The organism is Paenibacillus sp. PDC88 (genome assembly GCF_900106725.1).
GTDB lineage: Bacteria > Bacillota > Bacilli > Paenibacillales > Paenibacillaceae > Paenibacillus > Paenibacillus shunpengii.
This window is the reverse complement of record NZ_FNNT01000004.1, coordinates 135,043-157,648: the sequence shown is the minus strand read 5'-3', so window position 1 is coordinate 157,648 and position 22,606 is coordinate 135,043. Positions and strand designations below refer to the sequence as shown.

Sequence of the window (22,606 nt, the reverse complement as noted above, 5' to 3'; positions counted from 1 at the left end):
CTCCAGGCGGGCTTTCCTGCAATTCCATTATTTTGTATCTGTGAATAAACACTCTAATTTCGTTATTCGGTGTAGTTCGGATTGTTTCTGCTAGCCGATCAACCATTTGTATACATGACTAACCGATACCGTATTTCTAGGTTCTCCATAAAAAAAGAATGCGCTGAATTCACGCATCCTTTTGCTTGGAGATTCGCTATTCCCGCTTTTCCTCACGAACTGGCTTCACATGGGAAGGAATGTGGTCTTCGAGCACAGGGATATAGGCAGTATCGAAGCTTCCACTGTATCCGAATAACGGACCCCAGGTATCATTTGTAACCTTCACATCAATCCGATATTTATCCATTGAATCATCGTACCACTCCCTCACATCGGCTGTTCCAGAAAACAGCATGGGAAAGCGGAATCCGATGATCCCTTCATAAAAACGCTGCTCACTAGAACGGAGTCTCAAGCCTCCTTCCTCATCCACAGCCAGGTCAATGTCCACTGCCAGGTGCTGATGCGTACCTAAGTAATCCACAACCCTGTTCCGCTGACAGCTGTAAATCATGGTGGCATCGAATCTGCGGCGTTGATTACCAAAATCGTAGGTTCGAATCCAAGTCACGGTTTCTCGTCCAAATTGATCCTGATAAGCATAATTCTCGATCGTAAACGGCACATTCGTCCCCTTCTGAGGAAACATAATATTCCGCCAGGTGCCGATATAAAGAAAAGGAAGAGTGTACATTCGCCCGTACCATACGGAATCCATAACTCCTGTCCCGATTGAAGCGATTCCGCTTGAGCTGTTAAACCCAAACCGCTTCTGAATTCGGGGATGGAGCTTCTCAAAATCAGTTCCTAATGCTGTCCGATAGATGGAATCCATCGCTTGTTCTCCTCTCTCATGGCTGCTTGCGGATACAGTGCTTTGCGGATGGAAGATGTGCGAGTGTCATACAGCCGATCCAGGCCAGCAAACAAACCGCCATATTTAAAGTGGCTGGATTAAACGGTGCAAGGAAGACGGATATATCTGAGATCGCTGCACCGATAGCGAGAAGCAGCATGGCTGCAATGTTGAATATATAAAGCGCCTTTTCCCTGTGAAGTAAGAGGCATAAGATCCCAGCAGCAATTTCAAGCATCCCCACCACCTGCAGCAAGAGCACCGCATTCGCCTCCGAACCGATGACCCCCTTCAATAGGGCAAGCTCCTGAGCATCCTGTGTGAGCAGCTTCGGGACCAATCCATGATAAATCCAGGTAAACATAAGACCAAAGGTAACGATCGCATGAATAAGCAGCTGCCGATAAGATATTTTCGGAGGGATTCCTTTTTCAAGCCAAATCTTAAGAACATCAAAGCTGAGTGCTGTCGCCCAGCCCATCAGTGGCCTGAATATCATACGATCAAACCATTTTCCCAGGAAATAAAATCGTGTCTTGTAATCGTACCGAGTTAAAAACCGGACCCCCTGATCCTCTTGTATATACCGCCAATATCCTCCGCCGGACTGTATAAGCGAGATTGCCTGATCCGAGGAAAATTGCAGGGCCGACATACGTTCTTGGTCTTGATACTTCCCTGGCGTGGTTACACCTTCCCCTTCTATTCGAAGCCCGAATCCGATATTTGTGACGTAGCGAAAACGCTGCTTCTCCTCTTCGTCCTGTTTCGGAATGTACTCAATCCTGGAAAATCGCAGGTCCCATTCCTCATGCTTTGCCGGGTCTTGTGTGGCTCTCCAAATCGACTCCATCTCTGTATGAATGAACGTTTCAACATAAATCGGCTTACTCGCGGACACTCTCATCCCCCCTCCTTAACGAACCAAATTTTATATGAGAAAATAATCACAATCTAATTTATATTATAGACGCTGCAGCACAGTGAAAAGTTTCCTTTTATACAAAAAAAAGAGTTTCTCCGCAACAGGCCTCACCTGAAGCAAGAGAAACTCTTTTACATACAGCTAGTTAAATTAGTTCAGATTTCTGCAGCAGCAGCTCTACAATCGCTGCAACTTCAGCTCTCGTCATGTTGGCTTTTGGAGCAAGCTTCGTCTCACTTCTGCCATTAATTACGCCTGCTTGTACACTCTTTGCAATGCTCATACTTGCCCAATTTGACGCGTCTGGTGCATCCACGAAAGTATCAAGCTGAGAAGTATCCGCTGGCAGCGTAGAATGCAGCTCCGTCAGCTCCATTGCCTTCGCAATGATGACCATCGCCTGCTCACGAGTAATTTGTTCATTCGGACGGAAGGTGCCGTCTCCAAAACCTTGTATAAGTCCAAATTCCGCTGCTGTTATTACAGCACTGTTATACCAGTCTGACATAGCTACATCCGTAAAGGATGATGGTTGATTATCACGCCCTAGTCCTAATCCGCGAACAACAATTGCCGCAAATTCTGCTCGGGTGATGTTCTGATCAGGATTGAACAGGGAGCTTCCTACTCCATCCACTACCATTCTTGATCCCATATTATTTACAGCAGCTTGTGCCCAGTGACCTTCTACATCACTAAATTCAATAGGATTCCAAATGACAGAATAGGAATGACCACTCGTCAAACTATTAATCAGCGCATAATACTTACTGTTAATCTGCGTGACTTTGGTTGGTACGTGACGTACCGAGCCATCTGCATCAACGATGACGCCCGTCGTGATCTTGCTTACGTCTACTCCATCCGGAATAGCGATCATCCGAGTAACAAATTGATTAAATTCAGAAATTTCAATGGTCTGATTACCATAAGTGGCACTTACGGAAAAATCAACCGCAGGTGTAATCAAAGTGAATCTGCCGTTTACCGCTGCATTCTCGATCACCTTAAGCATTTCACGATTGGTCGCTGCAACCTTCACTTCAATTCGAATATCCTGAAGTGCTGCGGTTCCAAACTCCTTCGAAATTTCATCAACTCGGATTGCATCTGCAGGCAGAATAAATGCTGCACTCGATGTCTTGATTTCGAGCTGTGTCTCCGTCTTCTCCAGATTTTTGACCGTTTGCCCGGTTAGTTCACCGATCAGTACATCCGATTCCTTATTAGCGGTAATGGATAAGACTGAACTTGAATCTTCACCCGCAAGCTTATCATTTAGTTTCTGATCATCTAAAGCTACTTTGGTTACGCTTTGACCATTTTGCTCGCTCGTTGATACCGTTCCAATATCCTCTGCCTTGCCGTTCACCAGGATCTCGGCTTCTTTTTGTGGTGCTGGTGCCGGTACTGGAGCTGGAGCCGGAGCTGGGATGTTTGTTTCGTCTTCGCTTGGCGGTGCAACTGGTACTAACGGTGTCACTGGCTCCGATTCAAGCGAGTGCTCACTGCTTCCTTTGTCATTAATAGCTGTCACCGTAAAGGTGTAGCTCGTCCCGTTATCCAAGCCTGTCACTGTAATTGGGCTAGTTGTTCCATACACCTTATGGTTTCCTGGCATGACGGTAACCTCATAACCCGTAATCGGGCTGCCTCCATCATCCACAGGAGGAGTAAAGGTAATGATCGCCTGATGATTGCCTGATGTGGCCGTTATATTGGTCGGTACTCCAGGAACCGTCATCGGTGTTGCAGTAACCGGTAAGGATGGAGCACTATCACTGCCCGTATTCGTTGCCTTCAGTACAAAATAATAGGCTTTACCATTCGTTAATCCTGTAATGGTATGACTGTAGACTGAATCTGTTACGGTAGCTACTTCGTTATCGATCGCATCCGGCGATTCACTCATGAACACTTTATATCCCGTTGCCTCGTCTACTCCGTTCCAAGTCAAGGTCACTTCGCCATTGCCAGCTGCAGGCTCAAGCAAGGTTGGTGCTCCTGGAGCAGGCGGTATTGGTGTAACACTTGCAGATGACATCGAAGATAAGGAGTCTCCGGCACGGTTGGTCGCTACCACGGTGAAGGTGTAGGCTGTTCCGTTGTCCAAGCCCGTTACTTTAATCGGACTGCCCGTACCACTCGCCGTAATACCTCCTGGCTGTGCAGTTACCGTGTAATTCGTAATCGGGCTTCCTCCATTGTCCGCAGGCGCTGTAAAGTTAACCGTCGCTTCACCATCACCTGGAATGGCCGTTACATTCTCAGGTGTACCTGGCTTGTCCGCTACATTGACTGTCGCTGTATCTGTATGCCAGCCGTTCACTGTCGTTACCGTAATGACGGCTGTTCCCGGACCAACCGGGGTCACAACTCCGTCAGAATCCACTGTAGCAACACTGTGGTTATCCGATGTCCACATGATATCTTTATTTGAAGCGTTCTCCGGAGATACAGAAGCCACGAGCGTCTCTGCGTCCCCTCCTACTATAAAGTCAAGACTGTCCTTGTTTAGTACGACATTCGTAACTGTAATCGTATTGTTTATAATAACGTTCAGATCATAACTTCTTTGAACCGTTCCGTCATTAACAGCAATCGTTAGCGTTGTTCTTCCATATTGGTCAGGCAATGGCGTTATGATTATCGTTCTTTCTTCTCCAGTGCCCTCAATAACCACATTCTCATTAGGAACGATGGAAGAATTAGACGATGAGACTGTGACTGTAAGTGAATCACCGTCTACATCCGTTACCTTAAACGCTCTTCTTACAGAGCGATTCATATCTGTCGTTACTGCACCAACAAAACCCTCGGCTTGCTTGTGTGTTGCGTTCACTATTGTTCCATCTTTTCCTGGAGGCGTACTGATGGCATGAGGACTTCCTTGATCCAGCTTGTAATGAGCAACTAAACCCGGCTCCCATCCGGTCAATTTAGCATTCATGCCGCTAATGATTTCTTCCCTGCTCTTGGCCTTGCTCCAGAAGCTTACATCTTTCATTCCGCCGTAATAATAACCATCTTGACCCCAACCACTTTTGCCTAGCCAGTGATTATGGCGAAGTCTGCCTCCGATCGAGCTTAAATCTGCAGCTCCGGAAGCCTTAAGTTCACCGTCCCAATAGATATACGCTTTCTTCTCGTACTGACTGTATACCAGTGCAACATGAACCCATTGATTTTGCGGAAAAATCGCTGTCGTAGTCATATTGTTTACTGCCCCGATAGCAGGCCCATTCGAACCGTTATAAGCAGAGAAGTTCATCTTTCCATTGTCAAAACCTACAAATATATTGTCACTTCCAGGACCATTGGAGGATTCGAAAAATCTCATCCAAGTATTAAACTGATCCACCTTAAGATATCCTTCGACTGTGAAGGAATCGGCGTAAATCGAATTGATGCTGGATGGAAGCACAACGTACTTTCCGTTACCATTTAGATTAAGATATTCTCCTCCATCTGCCTCCGTGAGATAAGGCTCATCGTTTACCGGAGTGACACTAATGGATGTCGAACCCTGCTCCGCACTGAATGCAGAAGTACCAGAGGTATCGATATTTTTATCAAATGAATTGTAACCTTGCGTTGTATCCCACAGCTTATAGTCAATACTGGCTTTACCATGCCAATTGGGATTTGGCTTAAAACGAATTTGATCCGAGCTCGACAGCAGAATATAAGCCATTCCACCATCTACTTTCTCAATATTGTACCAATAACCCGTAACTGTATTGTAATACTCCCATGTTCCATTAGAGCTGTCCGTACCCATTACAGCAATTCCGGTAGTTTCAGAATTATAGACCTTTCCAGACAAAAGAGATGCGATGAAAAAAGTCTGACTATTAGTATCCTCCACAATCGGGTGAAGCACCGTCTCTCTATCATCCGTACTCCAACCCATGCCTGCTACTTGGGCCAAGGCACTCCCACTGTAACCAGTCCCCGATACCGCAATACCAACTGATAGTGTCGTACTTACGGCGATTTTCACAAATTTTCGGTTCATTTATTTCTTCCCCTCTATTACTAATTACTCAATTCGACATAATTCTCCTAAATTATACATTTATGCAATAAACAAAAAATAAACAAGTAAAAAGGACCTAGGATAATAGACTTATCGCTTAAGGTCCTTATTTGCATCAATACACAATGGAGTTGATTAGATTTTTAATAGAGGCTAACGGTTCGGTTCCTAGTTCTGTTCGATATAAATCTTCTAGATTCTGATAAAAACGGAGCGCTTCCTTCTCCCTCCCCAGCTCTAAGTAGACTTTTATTAATTCTCCGCCAATATCCTCGCGAAAAGCGTCTATTTTGATAATTTCCTCACAAAAGTATAGAGAACGCTCGCTTTGGTCTGTTTGTCTATAGTATTTGGCGGCGTATTCAAGCATTTTTATATAGTCCTGCTCAAGCTCTAACCCCCAGCTGCTCGCCCATTCGTATGTTTTTCCTTTTAGAAATGTTCCGGTATACAGCTTCATGGCTGACTCTACTTGCTCAATTTCAAAAATGCGATTATTGCTTTGCTGTTTCATTAAACGATCAAACTCATATATGTCACAGGACAAATACCTTTCATCAATACGAATCTCATTTCTAGTTGCTTGGATAACGGATGCTCCCTTGTAGCAGCCATTAATAGCTTGACGAATGTAGTACAAGGTGGAATTCAGATTTTTCCACGCTTTTTCAGGCTCAAAATTTTTCCACAAGGTATCTATAATTTCTTCTCGGCTGACTGTTCTTTTGTGCAGCAAAAAAGCAAACAATTCTTCCGTCTTGGGGCTTCTCATCTTAACCCATTCTTTTTGATGACTACTTTGATATATTTTAAAACCGTCAAACATTTCAACCTTCAAGAATAGCTCTTGGGACTCTACAGGCAAGGTCTTTTCTCGAACCTTAGTTGAAACAGTTTTCCGGATTTTGTTTAAAGTCATCTCTACCCGCTGTGCCGTGACTGGCTTTAACAAATAATCAAGCGCATTGATTTCGAAGGCTTGCACGGCATAATCATCGTATCCGGTTACGAAAACGACCTCTATAGATTCATGGTGATGCTTCAGATACTTAGATAGCTCCATTCCATTTAATTCAGGCATGGATATATCCAAGAATACGATGTCCACATGATTTGCTTCTATATATTGAAGGGCATCCTTAGGATTTAAATAAGTACGTGAAATCTCTATTTCCTCATGATCCGTCAGCAGCCTTTTTAATCGATTAATCGAGAGCTCTTCATCGTCCACAATAACAGCTTGCAGCATTAGTTAATAACTCCTTCTCATGTAATCTGGATGGGCCGGAATGTGGAACATAATTTGTGTCCCGACTCCCTCCGCGCTGTTAACCTCAAAGTCGATACCGTAAATCAATTTGATTCGCTGACCTATATTCCACAGGCCTACACCTTTTGACTCCGTCTGAGGAGACAGAATCTCCTGGAGCTTCTTCTCACTCATCCCACAGCCATTGTCGGATACGGAAATGAACATCATATGATCCTCCTGCTTCCTCACCATCACATTCACAATTCCTCCACTCGAGCTCGACATCAGCCCATGTCTGATTGCATTCTCGACTAATGGCTGCAGGATGAGGGGTGGAATTTGAATAAATGGATCCGCGTCAATGTCATACTCTACTTGAATTCGATTGCCAAACCTTGCTCTTTCAATATGGACATAAGCTTCAACCAATGCTAATTCTTTCTCAAGCGTAGTGAACGAATCCAGCTGTTTAAAATCAAAGCTGTTTCTTAAATAACTGGAAAGATGAAGCACCAAATCTTCCGCCTGAGAAGGCTCAACGATACATAGCTCAGCTATCGAGTTTAAGGCGTTATATAAGAAGTGAGGCTTAATTTGTGAACGTAAAAAAGCAATCTCTGCGTCCTTCGCATGTTTTACAGCAGCTTTCATTTTGGTAAGGTTGTTGACCCTAGCGAGCAGTTCCTCTGTCTCAAATGGCTTCCCGACGTAATCGTTCGCACCGTTATCTACAGCAATTCTCATATCTTCCGCCTTATTTCTTGCTGTTAGCATTAATACTGGCAGCTCAAATAGCGTATATCTTTCTCGAATTTTTGTTAGTACCTCATAACCGCTCATATCAGCCATCACAATATCCAAAATAACAAGATAGAAGCCTTGGTTTTTATCCAGTTCCTGCAGCGCCTGATGTCCATTATGGACCGCAACAATCGAATAACCCTTCAGCTTCAAAGCATTGATTATGGATTGCATATTCGCCAAGTCGTCCTCGACGACCAATATGGGTTCTTTAATTTCACCTTCCAGATATAACGGATATTGAACTTGTAGGTTTAATGACTCATGAGCCTCATCATTATGTTCCTTTGATGCTGTATTCCACTCCACTGAATCTATACCCGTCTGCGGTAGAGTAAAGGTAAAAACAGATCCTTCTCCTATCGCAGATTCCACTCGAATTCGGCCCCCGTGCAGTTCAACGAGCTTCTTAGTAATACTCAGACCGATGCCTATACCGCTTCGATCGTATTTGGAGGATGATTCAATCTGCTCGTAAGCTTGAAATACAAACCGCTCCATACCAGGAGCAATGCCAATTCCGGTATCTCTAACATGAATGACGACCGTATTTCGATGCATCTCAGCACTTATTTTAACTTCACCAACGTCTGTATACTTCATTGCATTTCCAATCAGATTGTGCAGAATTTGCAGTAATCGATCAGGATCGGCATAAATATCGGGGAAGGCTTCCGAAATGCTATTTATGAGACGGACGGGCTTGTTCCCGAGTACAAACATTTGCAATTTGATAACCGCATCTACAGAGGCTCTCAGATTCATCTTTTTCTTATGAAGTGTTATATCTCCATTCTTCATCTTGGAGTAATCCAACAAATCGTTAACCAGCATGGTTAATCTTCTACCGCTGTTCTTAACAATGGTTAGATTTTGAACTTGCTGTTCGTTAAGAGGTCCTTCAACACGCTTAATGATAGAATCCGTGATACCCACAATTGCACCGAGCGGTGTTTTTAGCTCATGAGATGTATTGATTAAGAAGTCATCCTTGATTTTATCAAGCTTAACCAGCTTGTTCTTCATCTCTTTCATTTCCTGATATGCTGTAAAAAAACGAAGCACTACAAGAAATATCATAATGATATTAAAAATAACAATGTATAATTGCCCGAGCCACAACTCTTCTTTTAGCGAAAATGCAAACAAGAGCAGGTCTAATGAATAGAGATTTATGGTTAACATCCCCATAAACAACAACATAGAATTTATCCGATGATTGGCCGTACTTTTAACGTATAGGGCTCCTGCCCTTACCAGCATCCACAGAAGAAGAAATTCGTAAAATACAATCACATATACTTGAAGTAGAGTATAGCTCTGGATCGGAAGAAGCACGATGAGCAGTGTAAAGATACCAAGGACGGTGATCGCTATTTTCGTAGCTCTTCGTGAAATAATATTCTGTTGCAGCTGATTGAAGAGGACAACAAGTACGATAAAGTAGGTCATCGAGCTGATATCCTTTATTTTGTAGATCCATTCAAAGGAAAAGCTTGAACCAAACAGTAATAAGACTCTTTCCCCTACCAGCCCCTGATAGATAGAAAATAGTAAGCATATCAAGGAAAATAGAAGTAATGAATAATCCTTTTTTCCATTCAGCCATGCAGCTATGAAGCATACGGCGTATATGACCGCAAGTGTAACCAGGATCGCAATTAAACTGAACTCACGAACAGTCAACTGCTGTTGATGCTTCATCATATGGTTCAGCTCACCAAAATAAAGGGAAGAGGGAATTCCAGCATTAATATAATCGTAATTTGCTACATGGACTATAATTTCTATATCATCACCAGTGGTTGAAAATCCGCCGATCTGTGGGATATTGCCTGCTGTATAGTCTGTACTGCGCTGAGAGGGCTTCCCATCAGACAGGAGCTTCTCTCCGTTTATATAAATATCACTTGAAAAGCGAATATTCGTTTTTTTTAAGGCAAAAACCATATCATCAGGAACATTGCTCAGCACCATCCGATAAGTCGCATACCCATAAGCTGGTAGAGGTTTATCGTTAATGCGGCTCTCGGTCCAATCGGAGGGTACCTCCATTATCATTCTGGAAACAGAGTCTGATGCGCCATGCCTGAAGAAGGAAGGGGGAAGCAACTCATTCCAATAAAACTCCCATTCACCATCCAATTTAATTCTGCTGTGCTGCTCCGGATCCCATGCCGCCAGGTCCATCACTCCGTTATGCACTTGTAATTCTTGACGTGCTTCTTTACTGATAAGAATAGATACAGGAATCAAAGAAAATAAGATAAAAGCAATCGTAGAAATCGTTAACCATCGTTTATACAAAAAGTCCTCTCCTTCAACCATCATGTCACCTATTTATCGGCAATTAAAGAGCTTTGAATTAACAAAAAAAAAGAGCTCCCTTCGATAGCAGCACTGCTGCTTATCAAAAGAAACTCTACCTATTCACATTACCGGCTTGCTCTTCCTGACTAGATTTCTGCCAGCTTCTCCTTACAGAACGCATCAAGCGAAGCAAGCTCATCCTCTTCCAGATCAAAATCCAAATATTGATCTGTGACACTCTCGTACAGCTCATATTTAACGATACCGGAATCTGCATCACTCGTTCTATAAATCACTCGAATGTACACTCCATTCTCAGAGTACAGCTCGTCATCTTCCTCTACGTCAAGATCAATATGGAATTCATAACGAGTCCCCGTCAGAATGCCAAACGGATCTTTAACCTCTTCAAATCTATAGCTTCTCATTTCAAGCATTGCTGCTGCTCATCCTCTCTACCTTATGACGCTTTATTATATCAGGACACACCTGAAATCGTAAGGGCCAATCCTTCTTATTCATTCTTTTCGCTTTCATGCGATAAATATACGGGCTTAAGATTATTTTTGCAAGAAGAATGCGGGTTCTTCTGTTCATCTATGTAATCCATCACTTTCTCTTGATTCATTCCTAGCTGCTCCATAATCTTCTCAATATCAACACGAATGGGATAACGATCACGGTTATGCAACTGCCCTTCGCCTCCTCTATTAGATCTTCAAATATCTTCATTGTTCCTAATGAATGACTCTTCACAGTATACGAGCTCAAACTGACAACAGTGTGTCACTATATTCTGCTGGAAATTTGAATTTACTACAGTCTTTTTCCTCAATCTCCGATATACTTTAAATATGACAACACGCCAGCAGGAGGAAGAAAGATGTATAGAAAAGTCGGCACTCAGCAAGAACTCGATATTTTTTATCATATTAAAAAAACAAGCTGGGATGAGAAAGGGTTTGAAATGGAATATGCCGAGCCCCATTCAGAGCAATTTCTTTTTTATATAGATGAGAAACCCGGGGGAACCTTTCAATTTACCCCTTATGCATACTCAAGACCTTTTATTAGAAATAAATTTGATAATATTGTATTGGACGGGATGAATCTCGTGGAGGTTGATAGTTTTGCTGTATTGCCAGCCTATCGCGGCAAGCTTGGAAGAGAAATTGTCAGCTTCCTGATTCACTATGCCAAGGAACATCAGTACACCCATGCCGTTGGAATGGCAGATCCTTACGTATTTGAGTTATTTAACCAAACATATCGGATCAGAACGACCCAGGTGCAAGAAGCAGAGTGGTTTAAAGGAGCTTTTGCTATTCCCGCTCTCTTTCATTTACAGGAAGTGTATGAACAAGCTGAGCATGACTGGTATAGTCCACCCGAGGAATGGAAAGCGGGTGTTTTTTGACGTGGACGAGCATTACTTACTAAGGAAGAGAAACAACTGGGTCGTTGCTGTATTTGCTACGGTCATCACTGTCGTACAAATGCTTAATTTTGCACTCGGCATCCCGCTGAGGTTTGTACTTACAGTGGAGGGGATCATATTTCTTGTGCTCGTGCCGATGACGATTGTAGCCAGCTATTCAAAATTTGAAGAGCAGCTTACACCTTATATGAAGTATTTTAATATGATCATCATCGGTATATTTATGTTCATGATTAATCATATTGATCCACATATGATCAACATCATGACGATGTATTTCTATGTCGCCATCATGGGAATTTACCAGGATCGGTTTATTAATCTGATGACAACGCTGATTACGTTGGCAATTCTATGCTACTATTTCTTCACCCAAGGTGAATTCATATTTCATTCGACAAACGTGAACGATCTCCTGTATTACATCGTTACTTTTTGCTTTGTGTCCGTTTCTAATATTATGCAGGCGAAGTTCAACAATAACTTACAGCTTGAGAACCGAAGCAAGACGCAAAAAGTGCTCGAAGCCAAGCAGGCGATGGAGGATATGCTGTCCCGATTAACAGAATCGGTTCAATCGATTCGTGAATATCAGACCAATCTGAATACTACAGTAGACACGACCAACCAGCGTTCTGTCGAGATCGTCTCCTCCATCGAGAACATTTTATATTCGTATGAAGTGCAGAATGAGAACTCGGCCTCGCACCGTCAACAGATGATTCTTATATGTGAGAAGGTAGAATCCATGAATGCAGAGCTCGTGAAGCTGCGCGCTGCAGGAGAAGACAGTTCTCTGTTAAGCAGCTACGAGCTTCTCATGGCGGAATTAAAGGATATGCTGCAGGTCGCCAAAGAAAGGGCTGAGAACACAGCCGATATCACTGTACAAAATAAAAGCAGTCTTAAAGATGTACTCGACCTCGTATCGACCCAACAGCAGGAAATGACGAACTTATCGGAAGGCTTCAATAAGCTTGAGAAGCAGATGAGCAGGATGAATCGTAAAAATCAGGTCTGATGTCGTAATTTTGCACTCTTTTATGTCATAATCTTGGAATATCCCCGCAGATGGCTGTCATGCTAAAATGTTCCCGAAACGAATCTCATATCTTCTCCATCATAGGCAGAATAAGGAGGCCATTTTCTCGTGGACAAACAGATCAGAACAGCCATCATCGGCTGCGGCGGTATTGCATTTGGGAAGCATTTACCAAGCCTAAGCAAGATCAAGGAAACAGGTATTGTCGCATTTTGTGACCTCATACCGGAACGGGCAGAAAAGGCAAGAGCAGAGTATGGATTACCGGAAGCAAAGGTTTATACCGATTACACAGAACTGCTGCAGGATGAGTCGATTGAGGTTGTACATGTATTGACGGCAAACGATACACATGCTGAAATCTCTATTGCTGCACTCAGAGCCGGAAAGCATGTCATGTGTGAGAAGCCGATGGCTAAACTCGCTGATGATGCCAAGCGAATGACGGCCGCGGCCAAGGAGTCGGGCAAGAAGCTGACGATCGGCTATAATAACCGTTTCCGTTCGGATAGCTTGACCTTGAAGAAGATTGTACAGGACGGAACACTCGGCGACATTTATTACGCCAAAGCCCATGCCATTAGAAGACGCGGAGTACCTACATGGGGTGTATTTCTTGACGAAGAGAAACAAGGCGGCGGACCACTGATCGATATTGGGACTCATGCGCTTGATCTTACCCTATGGCTGATGGATAACTACGAACCGAGCGTCGTCCTCGGCAGATCCTTCCATAAGCTGTCCTCCAAGGAAAATGCCGCAAATGCCTGGGGACCATGGGATCCTGCCAAATTCAATGTTGAAGATTCTGCTGTCGGTCTAATTGTGATGAAGAACGGTGCTACGATTTCGCTGGAGGCAAGCTGGGCACTGAATATTATGGATGTTCAGGAAGCCAAGACAACCCTATGCGGAACCGAAGGTGGTGCTGATATGGTAAATGGCCTGCGGATCAATGGCGAAACCCATGGCAAGCTGTACCTGAACCAGATCTCACTGAATGCCAAAGGCGCAGACTTCTATGAAGGCCAATCGGATTCTGCACCTGATCTTGAAATGCGCAGCTGGTATGATTCCATTCTGCATGATACCGAGCCGCTGGTTACACCGGAACAAGCCTGTGTCGTATCAGAGATCCTAGAGGCCATATATGAATCGAGCAGAACCGGCAAAGCCATTTATTTTGAATAGTCTTACCTTACAATAATACAATGGAAGCGAGGACGAAACGATGAGTAAAATGCTAAGGCTTGCAATTCTCGGTTACTGGCATGTCCATGCAAATGATTATGCATCGCAGGCAGATGCCCATCCTCTGACTGAAGTTACAGCCATATGGGATGAGGATGTCGAACGCGGACGGGCAGAAGCAGCTAAACGCGGTGTTCCATTCTATGAGAACCTGGACCAACTGCTTGCAAGTCCAGATATCGACGGTGTTATTGTTGTTACGAGCACGGCTATTCATCATGATGTCATAACCCGTGCTGCGAGAGCGAAAAAGCATATATTCACTGAAAAAGTGATTGCGCTTACAACGGTAGAATGTACGGATATCCTCCAATGTGTGCAGGAGGAGAAGGTGACTCTCACTGTTTCCCTGCCACGACTGTATGAGCCTTATACCCTTAAGGCAATGGAGCTTATCCAGAGCGGAAGGTTAGGGCAGCTTACTCTTGTCCGTACCCGGCTATCTCATAATGGAGCGATACCGCAAGGTGCTAACCGTCAAGGCTGGCTGCCGGAACGTTTCTTCAACTACAAGGAGACAGGCGGCGGTGCGATGACAGATCTCGGATGTCATCCGATGTATTTGGCCAATCTGTTTCTGGGTATGCCGGAGCAGGTTTACGCCAGCTACGGCTATGTAACCGGCAAAGAAGTCGAAGATAATGCCGTAGTCCAACTCCGCTACGCGAACGGAGCTCTTGGCGTTGTCGAAGCCGGGTTTGTCAACCGTCATTCCCCATTTTCCTTCGAGATTCATGGCACAGAAGGCAGCCTTCTCTACTCAGATCATAATCGCGAGCTGTTATACCGGGCAGCCGATGATGAGGGGTGGCAAACAGCAGAACTGCCTGATGCAGACCCAAGTGCATTTGAGCAGTGGGTAAGTCATATCGAGGCTGGCACGGTGTTTGAAGCGAATTTGGTTCTGGGCTCTCAGCTGACGCAGCTGATGGAAGCCTCCAATCGTTCTGCCCGAAGCGGAGTGTCAGAGAAGCTGACCACCAAGCTTCCAATCTAAACCCTAACGCAAGGAGGCATGCAAGATGGAACGGAATGAATCCAGCCTGTCTTACCCCTATGAACTGATGAATGAACAACGCCATGCACTGGAGCAGCTGAATGTAGACTTTTGCTGGGGAAATTACGGGATCCGGGTCGTTCAGTTCCATCTGATCACCTTTCCGGCGGGTAAGATCATTGAGTTTCATAAGCATTCAAATGAGTACGAATTCCATTTTATCCCAAGAGGTAAGGGCAAGGTTATTCTGGAGGAGCAGGAATACAAGCTGTCGGAAGGAATGATGTATCTAACGGGCCCTCACGTGATGCATTATCAGGAAGCGGCTCCTGATGAGGCCATGGAGGAGCTGTGTCTTCGAATTGAAATTGTTCCGCTTCGGCCTGCTGCTACATACAAGGATTCCCCTATGGAACAAGGTTATTGGAGTACGGGAATTCAGGAAGAATACAAAGAGGCCGAAGCTTGTATAAGTCAGCTAAGCTCGCTTCCCAAGATCCCGACGACGGATCGGTTTAAAGCGATGGAATGCTTTCTTACCGCCTATACTGCTTGGTATCGGAATGAACCCGGATTATTTACGCTCATGAAGCAAGCCGTTATCAATATTATGCTTCGTACGGCCAGAGCCTATTTTCCTCAGCCCGGACGTTCACTCCCGTCCAGAGATATGGGACGTCATCGGTACCTGCTAGCCGAACAATTTATGAAGGATAACTATATGGAGCCGCTCACCGTGGAGGTCGTTGCAGATCGAATACATCTTAGCGCCCGTCAGCTGCAGCGAATATTGAAGGAATACGGCGGAGGTACCTTTACCGAGATGCTGGAATCGATTCGTTTGTCTCATATCTGCAAACGGCTGACCACAAGCGACAGTACGATAGATGAGATTGCAGAAGAAACCGGTTATTCCAGTGCTAATTACCTCCATGCCGTATTTAAGCGAGTCTATCGAATGACGCCTATGGAATATCGTAAATCCATGAGAATCAGGAAGCTGCAAGCCAATACGGAGATAACTCCAGCTCCAGCCTCAGCTTACACATATTCCGAGCGGGAAAGCTCACTCCTGTAGGTGTTGAATGGAATTTAGTCCGCATGCAGCTTCCTACGTGAATCCCCTGCCCTTTTTACATGACAAGACACTGAAGAGCCTCCCTAAGCGGGGGGCTCTTCAGTGTCTGTACTATGACGAAGACAAACTTTCGGATGATATTATTCAGGCCGCTGTAATGAGAAGAACTCTCCCAATTTGCTGTAATCATTACCCGCTAGTCTTGATACCGGGCGCAAATCCTTCATCCGAATCTTACCCTCATAGTAGAGCTCATCATCCACATGAAAATGTACGACTCGTCCAATCAACAGATCGCATCCAGGCACATTTTTCTCCCCACCGAGAGGTATGGAATGCTCCAGCACGCACTCCATCCGTATTCTGGACTCCGCAATACCGGGAACTTCAATCTGAACACTATCTGTGAGCGTCAAATTCGTCAGAGCGATCTCACTCTGATTCTCAGGCAGATTCGCCGCCGTCTTGTTTATCTCCTCGATATACGTCTCATCTGAAATATGTACGACAAATTCTCCACGTTCATTGGCATTACGGGCCGTGTCCTTCATCTGGCCGTCCTTGCGCTGGACGGAGATGGATATCATGGGTGGATTGGATGTGACGATATTAAAATAGCTGTACGGAGCAGCATTCAGCACACCATTTTTGGATAATGTCGTTACAAAAGCAACCGGCCGCGGAATAATGCTGCCTGTCAGCAACTTATAATTCTCACGCTCACTTTGCTCACTAGGATTAATAGATACCATTCGCTTCCTCCCTATCGCTTTATACAAATCCTTTACACGTGGTAGCTGCCACTTGGCTGATCAATAACCCATTCCAGCATCATGATCATGTCCTCCAAACGAAGCACCTGTACATTAGCTGCCGCTTCTTCAGCGGACAATCGGCTCTTCATCATATCCAGCTGACGTTTCAGTTCATTTAATTTGCGTTTGACTTGGTCTTCTGATCTCATGTTAGTTTCTCCTTAAAATAACATTAATCTCTCCCCATTAGAGTACCATTCATAGGTGTCCATTTCCAAGAGTGCCCCTTCTTGCACTTCTTACAACAGAATCAGCTTCTCTTCATCCATTCTGCTGCACAGTTATCAGCTGGAAGGAGTAAAGAGCTTAATGATTTGTTTATCAAAACAGCCCCAAAGAACGAGGACCACCCCCGCTAGTATCAGCGCAACTGACAGATTCCTAGGAAGCACTGCCCCTAATTCTTCAAGTGCAGTGCCAAATTTACCCGGCGGAGTCGACCATCCACCTAAGCTCTCCGCATAAATGGCTGTTGAAATACGAATTCCTGTATATAATATCGTTCCGCTCATTAGCAGAATACCTCCGCTAATTATTCTCTTCATGCTGTACACATCCTTCACTGTTTACCTGAAACATATTCATTTTGCATTTCGGTGTTCTATAATTGAAACGCTTCTTTAATTCGCTGCGCGGTTTCCTCCGGGCTCAGCTCGGTATTGTCAATTCTTATGTAATGCTCCTTCTTGATTTCCCCTTCCAAGGAATTCAGCCGATGGCGTTCCATCGTTCGAAGCAAATCCCGTTCAGAGAATTCAATATCCCGTTTGGTCGGTTTATGCTCAAGCCGATTGGGTGTTTTGTTGCGTTCGAGTCTCGCCTCCACATCAGCTTCCAGCTCTACGTAATACACGGTTCCTCCTCTGGACTCAAAAATCTGGCTGATCTCCTCGATATAAGCCCAATCCCCAGGAAGATCAAATCCCCACACATAAGTGAACATAAGACCTGGCATATCACTCTTGGACACCTCTTCAAAAATCTCTCTGCGAAATAGACCCACCAGCCGCTTCCCTGAAGGGGTTCCATAGCTAAAAAAGCGGGATACCAGATCAATCGTCATATGATTATGAAACAACTTCAGGTCTGTAATCTTCTCGAGTTCCTGCCCTACGGTCATTTTCCCGACTGCCTGGGGCCCAAAGATAATAACAAACTTCATACCGAAACTCACCTTCATTTCCCTGAATATTTCAATCCATATTATTCCAAATTATTCAAGGAGGCAAGCAGAATTTCAAATATAAAAAACCGCCAGGCATCATTGCCTGACGATCTTAGATTTGTATACTACGCTTTATGTAAACGCATACAAAAATGGTTCCTTCCGTCCGCAAACTCAAGCTCACCTCTCTTAGTCATCCTTCTTGTCTGTCATCTCCACCTCATGAAGTACGAGCTGTCTTACATCCGGCAGATTATCGAATGTTTTAACAGTATACTTCAGCTCCATTTGTGTTCCACTGCGCAAACGTTCCAATTTCTCCATCAGGCCTTCTTCCAGCTGAAAAGCTGCAGCCTCACCATCAATTTTAAACTCAGCTGTATGCGGGTCAGCGAGACCTGTATAAATCGCCGTTTCTTCTATTATATTCTCTTCAGCTTGTTCCTTTTGTGTTACGGCTTGCGTCTCGACAATGGTTCCGCGGACGATTGGCTCTGCAGTGCTTGTCGCCTCCAGACTTGCCGCCGCTTCTGCTGCTGCAGTCTGTTCTGCCGAAGTAATGGCTGCAGTCAGCAGCAAGATCGTTACACTTAAGGTGGCTGTTGTTTGTCGGTTTCTTTTTTTCATCCGAGTTACCTCCAATTGAAATCGCCTTACTGTTCATTACACGTATCCCATTCTTGTTAATCAGCTGATCATTCGGTTCAGGGTCTCTGCTGCCAATGAAATGCTATTCCTAATTACCAGCTGCTCCGGTATAATGTGTATGTTTGAGTTAAGCTTAAGCAAAATACATACACCACAGGAGTATACGATCATGTCTAGCACTAAAAGTTCCTTTAGTAAATACGAAATGCTGTATATTATCGGTATCATTGCCATCTCATTCTCTTCCATCTTTGTTCGCTGGTCGGATGCAGAAGTATCTGTTATTGCAATGTACCGTCTATTTCTCACCAATTTGCTCATGGCTCCTCTGTTGTATAAATACCGTCATGATATCGTTCGGCTGACCAAAAAAGAGTGGCTGTACCTTGCCGCTTCAGGCCTAATGCTGGGTCTCCACTTTCTCTTATGGATGGGCTCGCTCCGGCTCACCACTGTCGCCAGTTCAACCGTTATTCTCACACTGGAGCCCATTCTTGTAATGCTCGGGTCCATGTGGCTGTTCAGTATTCGTCCCAATAAAGTCATGCTCATTGGAATGGGGATGGCAGTAATCGGCTCCGTCGTCATCGGTGCAGGGGATTTCCAGATATCCGGGGATGCACTGCTCGGAGATTTGCTGTCTTTTCTGGGAACGATTGCGGTAGCTGTGCACATGCTGTTTGGACAGCATCTTAGAAAAAACATCAGTGCTTATGTATATAACTTCTGGGTATTTTTATTCGCTGGTTCAGCTCTTGCCGCCTATAATGGGATCAATCAAATTCCCTTTACCGGGTATGATGCAAGAGAATGGGGCATATTTCTCCTGCTTGCGATCGTCCCTACCCTGTTCGGACACTATCTGTTCAACTGGCTGCTCAAAGTGATGAATGCCACAACCGTATCCATGTCTGTGCTCGGCGAGCCGGTGTTTGCTTCCATTCTTGCCTGGATGCTGCTCGGTGAGGCACTGACCGGCATCCAGCTGATTGCAGGATTTATCATTCTGCTTGGCGTCTGGATCTTCCTAAGATATGGCAAAAACAACATCCACGGTGAAGAAGAGCTGCTGCCTCCGGTTCAACAGAAACCAAGCACATCGGAAGTGTAATGGTTCAACTACAATGGCTATAGTTTCTTTGTTAAAAATAATGAGCCAGAGTCTCCAAGCTGAGACTCTGGCTCATTTTTTATCAATATCCAGTGATATGAATAAAATGTAACAATTGCATACCGACTTTTAGGGTAAAATATCATGATTCGTCCATTTAATATGACTTAATTTACATAGGTAGGTGTATTCATGTTTCATTCGTATTTGTTTCCGATCTCCTACGCCTTCATGACCTTTCCTGTAGCCGCCTTGTTTTTTACACTTCCTTTTCTTATTGTGCAGTATCGAAAACACGGCTACATTAATAAGGTTAGGGCGATTATGCTGTATCTGTTGCTGCTTTATTTAATGAACGCTTATTTCCTTGTTCTTCTGCCGCTGCCGGCGGCGAGGCATAATGAACCCTTAGCCGGTATTCCATATCAGCTCATCCCGTTTAATTTCATACATGACATCCTCAAAGAAACCAATGTTTCAGCCCAGGATGTCAGCACTTACTGGAAACTGCTTACGGAAAGGGCCTTTCTTCAGGTTGTCTTTAATATCGTTCTGACCGTACCTTTTGGCCTCTTTCTGCGTTACTATTTCCGAACAAGCTGGATCCGTGGGATCCTGTTGTGCTTCCTCCTCTCGTTATCCTTCGAGATAACTCAGCTGACAGGCATATTCGGTTTCTATGATCATCCCTACCGCGTATTTGATGTAGATGATCTGATTATGAACACGCTTGGCGGCATGATTGGATTCCTGCTTGCAGAGTGGTTCTCAGGATTGCTGCCTCGAATTGAGCACCTTGATAAAGAAGTCGATATTGCTGGAAAACGCGTGTCCTATACCAGACGTGCAGTAGCGCTCTTATTTGATGGGTTCATCTGCTTGATCTTGTTCAATATCGCTACCATTCTGGATGTACCTGCTGCCTTCTGGATCGTTACGGGATTGTATTTCATGGTGTTTCCTTTTCTGAATAAGGGAAGAACCTTTGGTAAATGGCTTGTCCGCATTCATTTGACAGGAGAGGCGGGAAGGCTGAAGCTTACCGGTCTTATGATCAGATATGGGCTGCTGTACTGGATATTTTTCGGCTTAAACCTGATGATTGTAACGGCGAGTCTTCCTTCCTATGGAAGTACGCTGTTTGCTTTTGTCATCTTCGTCATGGATCTCTGGTTTGCCATTCATGTGCTGCGCCGGTTCTTTAGCAAAAAACCAATGCTATTATACGAACAGCTCAGCGGTACGAAGCATCAGATTACTTGGCAGAGACCGACACCTGAGCTTGCACAGAAGCCTGCTGAATAATGTAAATCATATTCAAAGCCGCCTCGTGGCGGCTTTTTGTTCATGAAGCAATCCAACTTCTATATGGATGTTTCCTCGGATCAACTAGATATCCAAAACGATATTCCATGCTTCAATAACCGAGGTCTTCACTTTGCTGCTGCCGGCTCCGCTTCCTTCCTCTGTCCAAAGGGGGGGATAATAGGTAAACACCTCACCTGGCTGAAGCCGAATTGACTCCTCCTGCCACCCCTTCCAGCGAAAGGTCTCATAGTACTGGGCTAGATCCCCGTCAGCGAGCCAGCTAACAAAACCAGAATAAGCAAGCTCCGTCGATTCCCACTCCAGTGTATCCGGCGCATAATAATAGATGTGTCCGTCATTTCCGAAACGACCGATATTCAAACTGAAAAAACCGCCAGCCGCATCGTATGCTACAAGCAGCATTCCTTCGAGAGCCGGAACGCCTTCGCGATCGAGAAGTCCATTCCAGAACGGAAGACTGCCATATATACCGTCACCGCCTGCACCGAGCAAGGTAATCCAGCCATAATCAAACAGAATGCCTGCCGTTTCGTAAGCAACTGCACCAAGGTAGGATTTGGTGCTAACCTGCAAACGATATAGCGTGTCTGCTCCTGTATCATGCTCTGCGGGAATGATCACACTCTTGTTTTTACCCTGGCTTAGCATATTCTCGAGCTCTTCCCAAGCATGGTCCTCTTTGTTAAGCAACTCCTGAATCTTTAAATATCCCATCATTCTCCCCTCCTTTGAATTCAAAACCTATCTATCGCAATGGGACAAGCTTCGATAAACGTTCGAATTCTTCTAGATGCGGATTCACTTTGGATTTGATACTTTGCATGTATTTTAAAGCTGCTGCATTTTTGCGCTCTTCAGCCTTGGTGTCACCTGGGAAAATGGAATACTCCTTGAGCACAGAACCCTTACTATAGACGGCGCTGAACATTCGCCCCTCTTGCCAGGAAGTCTTCATGTTCTCATTGCTACCTTGAATCCGAATCGATTCATTTCCATTCTTATAGGCAAAGCTGAAGTCCGGATCTGCCACAGCATGAATAACGTCATAGCCGCTTCGAAGCAGACTGCTGCTAAATACGCCTGTTTGAATCTGATGAGAGCGGACCGTGCCATCTTCTATCGAAATTTTATGAGTCAGGGTACCTTTACCATTCATCTTGTCATTTTTCCAATTCCCGTTGTATACCACTTTATGTAGCTCACCTTCTAATACATACTCATTCATATATTTGCCTGTGCCAGAGCGCTTGCCCTGAACAAAGTTACCGGAGTACTTCTTGCCATCCCCCCAGTTCATCGTTCCTCTTCCATGTGGCAACCCATCTGCTACTTCCCCGTAATAAGTAATTCGTTCGGATATCTGAACCCATTCCTTGCTTGCCGCGGCACTTACGGATACGGTACCCGAAGCAAATACGCCAACCGATGCCGATAACGTGAGCGCAAACGCCAGGGGCAAAACTGCCAGCTTTTTCATTTGTTATAGACTCCTCTCTATTTTTACGGC

At 44.6% G+C, this 22,606-nt stretch carries 21 protein-coding genes; 7 read left to right on the top strand and 14 right to left on the bottom strand.

Translation table 11 applies throughout. From position 1 onward, the window contains the following. Positions 1 to 196: 196 nt before the first annotated feature. From BLW49_RS14045 to BLW49_RS28800, 7 genes are all read right to left on the bottom strand, one after another. Positions 197 to 877 (bottom strand): DUF4166 domain-containing protein, encoded by a 681-nt coding sequence (locus BLW49_RS14045; RefSeq protein ID WP_090725216.1) that lies wholly within the window; start codon positions 875 to 877, stop codon positions 197 to 199. A gap of 16 nt (positions 878 to 893) precedes the next feature. Next, the gene (locus BLW49_RS14040; protein ID WP_090725215.1) at positions 894 to 1,805 is read right to left on the bottom strand and encodes a DoxX-like family protein; all 912 of its coding nucleotides are present in this window, start codon (positions 1,803 to 1,805) and stop codon (positions 894 to 896) included. Positions 1,806 to 1,968: 163 nt separating this feature from the next. Next, entirely contained in the window at positions 1,969 to 5,841 is a 3,873-nt protein-coding gene (locus BLW49_RS14035) for an S-layer homology domain-containing protein (protein ID WP_090725213.1), read from the bottom strand. Between the two features lie 136 nt (positions 5,842 to 5,977). Further along, positions 5,978 to 7,111 carry a response regulator gene (locus BLW49_RS14030; RefSeq protein WP_090725211.1) on the bottom strand — a complete coding sequence of 378 codons (1,134 nt, stop codon included), beginning with the start codon at positions 7,109 to 7,111 and terminating at the stop codon, positions 5,978 to 5,980. 3 nt (positions 7,112 to 7,114) lie between these two features. After that, complete coding sequence (locus BLW49_RS14025; RefSeq protein ID WP_177178741.1) at positions 7,115 to 10,222, bottom strand: sensor histidine kinase; 3,108 nt, start codon at positions 10,220 to 10,222, stop codon at positions 7,115 to 7,117. Between the two features lie 149 nt (positions 10,223 to 10,371). Further along, on the bottom strand, positions 10,372 to 10,662 hold the full coding sequence (locus BLW49_RS14020) for a DUF6509 family protein (RefSeq protein WP_076313371.1): 291 nt from the start codon (positions 10,660 to 10,662) through the stop codon (positions 10,372 to 10,374). Between the two features lie 77 nt (positions 10,663 to 10,739). After that, entirely contained in the window at positions 10,740 to 10,916 is a 177-nt protein-coding gene (locus tag BLW49_RS28800; RefSeq protein WP_177178740.1) for a hypothetical protein, read from the bottom strand. Between the two features lie 192 nt (positions 10,917 to 11,108). Here BLW49_RS28800 and BLW49_RS14015 point away from each other — a divergent pair, with 192 nt between their 5' ends. The 5 genes from BLW49_RS14015 (at position 11,109) to BLW49_RS13995 (ending at position 16,031) form a co-directional block, all read left to right on the top strand. Beyond that, the gene (locus tag BLW49_RS14015; protein WP_090725208.1) at positions 11,109 to 11,642 is read left to right on the top strand and encodes a GNAT family N-acetyltransferase; all 534 of its coding nucleotides are present in this window, start codon (positions 11,109 to 11,111) and stop codon (positions 11,640 to 11,642) included. Continuing rightward, the gene (locus tag BLW49_RS14010; RefSeq protein WP_143042118.1) at positions 11,632 to 12,684 is read left to right on the top strand and encodes a hypothetical protein; all 1,053 of its coding nucleotides are present in this window, start codon (positions 11,632 to 11,634) and stop codon (positions 12,682 to 12,684) included. Before BLW49_RS14015 ends, BLW49_RS14010 begins: the two co-directional genes overlap by 11 nt. A 129-nt stretch (positions 12,685 to 12,813) precedes the next feature. After that, a complete protein-coding gene (locus tag BLW49_RS14005) occupies positions 12,814 to 13,896 on the top strand; it encodes a Gfo/Idh/MocA family protein (protein ID WP_090725205.1) in 1,083 nt (360 codons plus the stop codon). Between the two features lie 49 nt (positions 13,897 to 13,945). Further along, positions 13,946 to 14,953 (top strand): Gfo/Idh/MocA family protein, encoded by a 1,008-nt coding sequence (locus BLW49_RS14000; protein WP_090725503.1) that lies wholly within the window; start codon positions 13,946 to 13,948, stop codon positions 14,951 to 14,953. Positions 14,954 to 14,978: 25 nt separating this feature from the next. Then, positions 14,979 to 16,031: a helix-turn-helix domain-containing protein gene (locus BLW49_RS13995; protein ID WP_090725203.1), complete on the top strand. Its 1,053-nt coding sequence runs from the start codon at positions 14,979 to 14,981 to the stop codon at positions 16,029 to 16,031. A 140-nt stretch (positions 16,032 to 16,171) separates the two neighbouring features. Here BLW49_RS13995 and BLW49_RS13990 read toward each other — a convergent pair whose 3' ends face one another. From BLW49_RS13990 to BLW49_RS13970, 5 genes are all read right to left on the bottom strand, one after another. Then, positions 16,172 to 16,783: a flavin reductase family protein gene (locus BLW49_RS13990; protein ID WP_090725202.1), complete on the bottom strand. Its 612-nt coding sequence runs from the start codon at positions 16,781 to 16,783 to the stop codon at positions 16,172 to 16,174. A gap of 32 nt (positions 16,784 to 16,815) precedes the next feature. Continuing rightward, positions 16,816 to 16,995 (bottom strand): hypothetical protein, encoded by a 180-nt coding sequence (locus tag BLW49_RS13985; protein ID WP_076313376.1) that lies wholly within the window; start codon positions 16,993 to 16,995, stop codon positions 16,816 to 16,818. 135 nt (positions 16,996 to 17,130) lie between these two features. After that, a complete protein-coding gene (locus tag BLW49_RS13980) occupies positions 17,131 to 17,391 on the bottom strand; it encodes a hypothetical protein (protein WP_090725200.1) in 261 nt (86 codons plus the stop codon). 56 nt (positions 17,392 to 17,447) lie between these two features. Then, positions 17,448 to 18,008 carry a DEAD/DEAH box helicase family protein gene (locus tag BLW49_RS13975; RefSeq protein WP_090725199.1) on the bottom strand — a complete coding sequence of 187 codons (561 nt, stop codon included), beginning with the start codon at positions 18,006 to 18,008 and terminating at the stop codon, positions 17,448 to 17,450. A gap of 192 nt (positions 18,009 to 18,200) precedes the next feature. Continuing rightward, positions 18,201 to 18,638, bottom strand: coding sequence for a hypothetical protein (locus tag BLW49_RS13970; RefSeq protein WP_090725197.1), 438 nt, complete (start codon positions 18,636 to 18,638; stop codon positions 18,201 to 18,203). A 190-nt stretch (positions 18,639 to 18,828) separates the two neighbouring features. Here BLW49_RS13970 and BLW49_RS13965 point away from each other — a divergent pair, with 190 nt between their 5' ends. Beyond that, positions 18,829 to 19,770: a DMT family transporter gene (locus BLW49_RS13965; RefSeq protein ID WP_090725195.1), complete on the top strand. Its 942-nt coding sequence runs from the start codon at positions 18,829 to 18,831 to the stop codon at positions 19,768 to 19,770. Positions 19,771 to 19,962: 192 nt separating this feature from the next. Continuing rightward, entirely contained in the window at positions 19,963 to 21,075 is a 1,113-nt protein-coding gene (locus BLW49_RS13960) for a VanZ family protein (protein WP_090725194.1), read from the top strand. Positions 21,076 to 21,159: 84 nt separating this feature from the next. Here BLW49_RS13960 and BLW49_RS13955 read toward each other — a convergent pair whose 3' ends face one another. Then, on the bottom strand, positions 21,160 to 21,813 hold the full coding sequence (locus BLW49_RS13955) for a DUF2625 family protein (RefSeq protein ID WP_076313382.1): 654 nt from the start codon (positions 21,811 to 21,813) through the stop codon (positions 21,160 to 21,162). 31 nt (positions 21,814 to 21,844) lie between these two features. After that, on the bottom strand, positions 21,845 to 22,576 hold the full coding sequence (locus BLW49_RS13950) for an MORN repeat-containing protein (RefSeq protein ID WP_090725192.1): 732 nt from the start codon (positions 22,574 to 22,576) through the stop codon (positions 21,845 to 21,847). Positions 22,577 to 22,606: the final 30 nt, after the last annotated feature.